Annotated in this window: 2 protein-coding genes; one reads left to right on the forward strand and one right to left on the reverse strand. The window is 42.8% G+C overall.

The window, feature by feature from the left end; all coding sequences use genetic code 11:
* Positions 1 to 48 precede the first annotated feature (48 nt).
* The gene (locus CHX27_RS00935; RefSeq protein ID WP_094484905.1) at positions 49 to 2673 is read right to left on the reverse strand and encodes a TonB-dependent receptor; all 2625 of its coding nucleotides are present in this window, start codon (positions 2671 to 2673) and stop codon (positions 49 to 51) included.
* A gap of 141 nt (positions 2674 to 2814) precedes the next feature.
* On the opposite strand from CHX27_RS00935, the gene CHX27_RS00940 reads away from it, so the two are divergent.
* On the forward strand, positions 2815 to 3846 hold the full coding sequence (locus CHX27_RS00940; RefSeq protein WP_094484906.1) for a LacI family DNA-binding transcriptional regulator: 1032 nt from the start codon (positions 2815 to 2817) through the stop codon (positions 3844 to 3846).
* Positions 3847 to 4073 lie beyond the last annotated feature (227 nt).

Genomic DNA, 4073 nt, shown 5'->3' on the forward strand with positions numbered 1-4073 from the left:
CTGGAAATTAATTTAATACAATTTTTGTCGTGTACTTAGGAAAAAAAATTAAAATCTGTAAGTAACAGCTGCACTTACTGAACGGCCCGGTAACGGACGTGCACGAACTATGTTTGTGGTGTTCTCGGTAATGCTACCTTCTTCTGCCTCTGTAATTGCTAATGTGTCGAAGATGTTGTTTGCAGCTAAATTCAACGACAATCCTTTTGTTAATCCGAACTCAACAAATCCGTTTACAATTAAGAAACCGTCCATAACCAACTTGTTGTCGTCTTGTGCATACGCCTTGGTTTGCCCGATGAAGCTCAATCCAATGATATCTGATTTCTTATCAGAGAAATTAAACGTTGGTAAAACGCTGTACATGAAACGCGGTTGACGACGCGGATCGTTACCATCATTATCGCCTGAAACAACTTCTGCTTTAGTGTAAGTTCCGTTGAAACGAAGATTTAACTTTTCAGTTGGATTGTAACCCGCCTCAATTTCCAGACCCATCGAACGGTAGTCGTTTTCAATAATGGTATTGGATGTAGCTTCGAATCCGCCTTCTTCGGTAGTCTTACTGTAGAATAAAGTTCCGAAAACGTAGCCGTTGCTGAATTTTTGCTTGTATCCGATTTCTGCCTGATCAAGCATGTCTTTTGCATTAATTGCATCTCCATTCAAGTAGTTTAAACCAGAGAATAAGATACGATCCGCTTTTGCAGAACCTCCACGGCTGTAACGCGCAAATACCGATTGCTTGTCTGTAAGTAAGTAATTACCTCCAAGTGTGAACGATACGTAGTCGTAATCGTAATTTACGGTAGTAGGGTTTGCAGTGTCGATCGCAAATACATTTTGTTCCGGTGCCGAAATTACACCGTCGTTATTCATATCGCGTTGTGTAGATGTGCCGCCTGCAAAATTTCCAGTAACCACACCTTTGTCGTAGCGCACACCACCTTCTAAATTTAACTTCTCTGTTACATCGAAAGATACATTCATATATGGTGCCGACACATTGTACTGTGTATCGTAATTGCGCGCCAAATTATCCCAAAATGGTGTTCCATAGGCATATAAACCATTCTCAGATAGTGCATTTCCACCTGCGTCTACCACATTGATTAATCGTGCGTTGTTGTCGTTTACTTCCATCAAATAGCTGTTCCATGTCCACGACATTGAGATGTTTTGGATCGACTTAAAGTAACCTGCTGTCAATGAAAGTCCCGTTCCTTCGATTTTCTTACTGATGCGTAAATCGTTCATAAAGTTATCGAAGTTATTTAATTGTGTATCAAACATGTGGATGCGTGAAACGAGTTGTGAAGCCGATACAGCTTGGTTATTATCGGCGTATGCTAACGTTGAACCAGCGCCGAATGTTGCTGCGATATCCGCTCCAGAAGCTACCTGTGCTGGGAATGGGGCGATAAAGCCTCCTGAGTTTTTAGAGAAACGTCCGTTTTCGGTAATTTTCCAACCATCACCAACTTCAAAAGTAGCGTTACCTCCAATTGATTTAGATACCGGATTCATACCATCGGCAACATCTCTTCTTTGAATATTCCCGTTTCTGTCTAAACTTACATTGTGCTTCAAGTAAATGCTTTGTAAAGCTCCTGTAGTAGCATCGTAGTTAGGAGCATCGCTCCAGTTTGGATTGGCGTTTGTTCCTGAAACTTGAATAGGCATCGGCATGTAAGCCGCCGCACGGTCGTTCAAGAATTTGGTATAGACAGTAACCGATCCGCGCTCAAATTCTTTGGTAATGTTGAATTTAAACTGACCGCCGTTGTTAGCATTAAAGTTGGGTGATCGAACGCCCTCACCGGTTCTGTAAAAACCACCTGCGTGGAAATACAAACCGTCGGCTATTTTTCCACCGTATTCAATGTCTGTTCTAAAATTATCGTAATCCATACCAAAGCTGGTAGTCATCGATCCACCTTCTGTTTTACCCGTTTTGCTGATGAAGTTGATGATACCACCCGGAGAGTTCGAAGCTAATGTAGAAGCCGAACCACCGCGAATTGCCTCGATACGACCAATATTTGCGTCGAATCGGGTGAAGATATCCGCTGTTGCGAAAGCAATATCGCCGTACATCAATACCGGTAAACCATCTTCTTGAAGTTGTAAATACTTAGAACCGCCTGAAGAAATCGGCACACCGCGAACGGCAATGTTTGCGTTACCTTCACCACCCGACGATTCGCTTCGAATACCGGGAATCGTTCTAAAGATCTCCGCCGTTGTTCTCGGTGCCGCTTGTTCTACTTGCTTTGCATCGATAGAAGTAATAGAGACGCTCGACTTAATTTTAGAACGCGGATTAACCACACCGGTTACCACGACATCTTCAAGCGTTGTCGATTCTTCTTCTAAAACAAAACTAAGTTCTGTTTTGCTTGTCGCAGTTATAGCTTGCGAAGCTGTTTTGTATCCCACGAACGATACCGATACGGTATAGCTTTGTCCGTTTTGTAGGGAAAGGGAAAAATTACCGTCGACATCGGTGGCAGTACCAACTGTACCAGCTGTTACGCTTGCTCCAGGAACGGGTAATCCTTGAGCATCTTTAACAGTACCTTTTACAGCGACACTTTGCCCAAATACGGCAACAGAAGCCAGCAGAAAAAACAGCAGGCTGCTCTGTTTGAGAAATTGTGTAATTTTTGTCATTTTCGGAAAAGTTTTGGTTTATTAAGAAATTTTTTGTTTGATAATTGCCGAAATTAAAATTACAATCTTATATTTTTGATGATTTATAGCCGAAAACGTTTTCGAAACGACCGAAAACGTTTTCGGATTCTGAAACCAGGTATGAAAGACACAACTTTAAAAGAACTTGCCGAAACTTTAGGCATTTCGGTTACTACCGTTTCCAAAGCGCTAAAAGGCTACGCCGACGTAAGCCCAAAAACACGCGAAGCCGTACTAAAACTAGCCGAAGAACTGCATTTTACACCGAATGCCTTCGCCGTAAATCTCCGCAAACAAGAGTCGAAAACCATTGGTGTTATTATACCCGAAATTGTACACCACTTCTTTTCCAAAGTACTCAACGGCATACTCGACGAAGCGGCAAAACACGGCTACCTCGCCATCGTACTCCAATCTGGAGAATCGGTAGAATTAGAACGAAAACAAGTCGACCTACTCATCAACAAACGTGTCGACGGCATTCTCATTTCACTATCCAACGACAGCAACGACGAGGCGCATCTCAAAGAAATCATACGTCGGAATATTCCGCTCGTTCAATTCGATAAAATTTCAAAACTCATTCCCAGTACTAAAGTAGTTATTAACGATCGGCAAGCGGCTTTCGAAGCTACCGAACATTTGATTTTAAAAGGATGCCGAAAAATTGCGCACATCCGCGGACCCGTAAATCCGCAAGGTGCCATAGATCGTTGGATGGGATACAAACTGGCGTTAGAAAAACACGGTATTACATACAACCCGAAACTGGTTTACACCTGCACGCACGTAACTTTTGAGGAAGGACGTGAATTCGCGAAACAAATCCTAACCGACCATCCCGACGTTGAGGGCATCTTCGCTATAACCGATTTAGTGGCGGTTGGCGTTATTTCGTACTTTAACGAAAACGGCTTTAAAGTTCCCGACAACGTGGCGCTTATTGGTTTCAGCAACTGGTTTATGTCGCAAGTAATTACCCCGCAACTCAGTTCGATCGATCAGCCGGGCGAAGAAATGGGCGCCTTGGCTTTCAATTGTTTGCTGGAAGAAATCGAGGCACGAAAAGCAAACAAACCGTACGATTTAAAAACCATATCACTAACAACAAGTGTGGTTGAAAGACAATCGTCGCAATTTAAAGGCAAGTAACAATCCGTTGATTTAATTTTCGAAGTTTTTGGGCGCGCCGGCAAACGAGTCGTCGCTGCGCAGAAGAGGTTCACGCCGTCACGTGTTCCGCTGTATCTTTTTTGCATACCAGTAGTGGAAAAACCGTAGCAAAAAAGTATGCCGCTGCACCCGTTCGCGCGGGAAAGATTCATAAGCGAAAAAATAGAAAGAATAGAAAAAATAGAAAGAATAGAAAGAATAGAAAA

Source organism: Flavobacterium aurantiibacter (assembly GCF_002251775.1).
GTDB lineage: Bacteria > Bacteroidota > Bacteroidia > Flavobacteriales > Flavobacteriaceae > Flavobacterium > Flavobacterium aurantiibacter.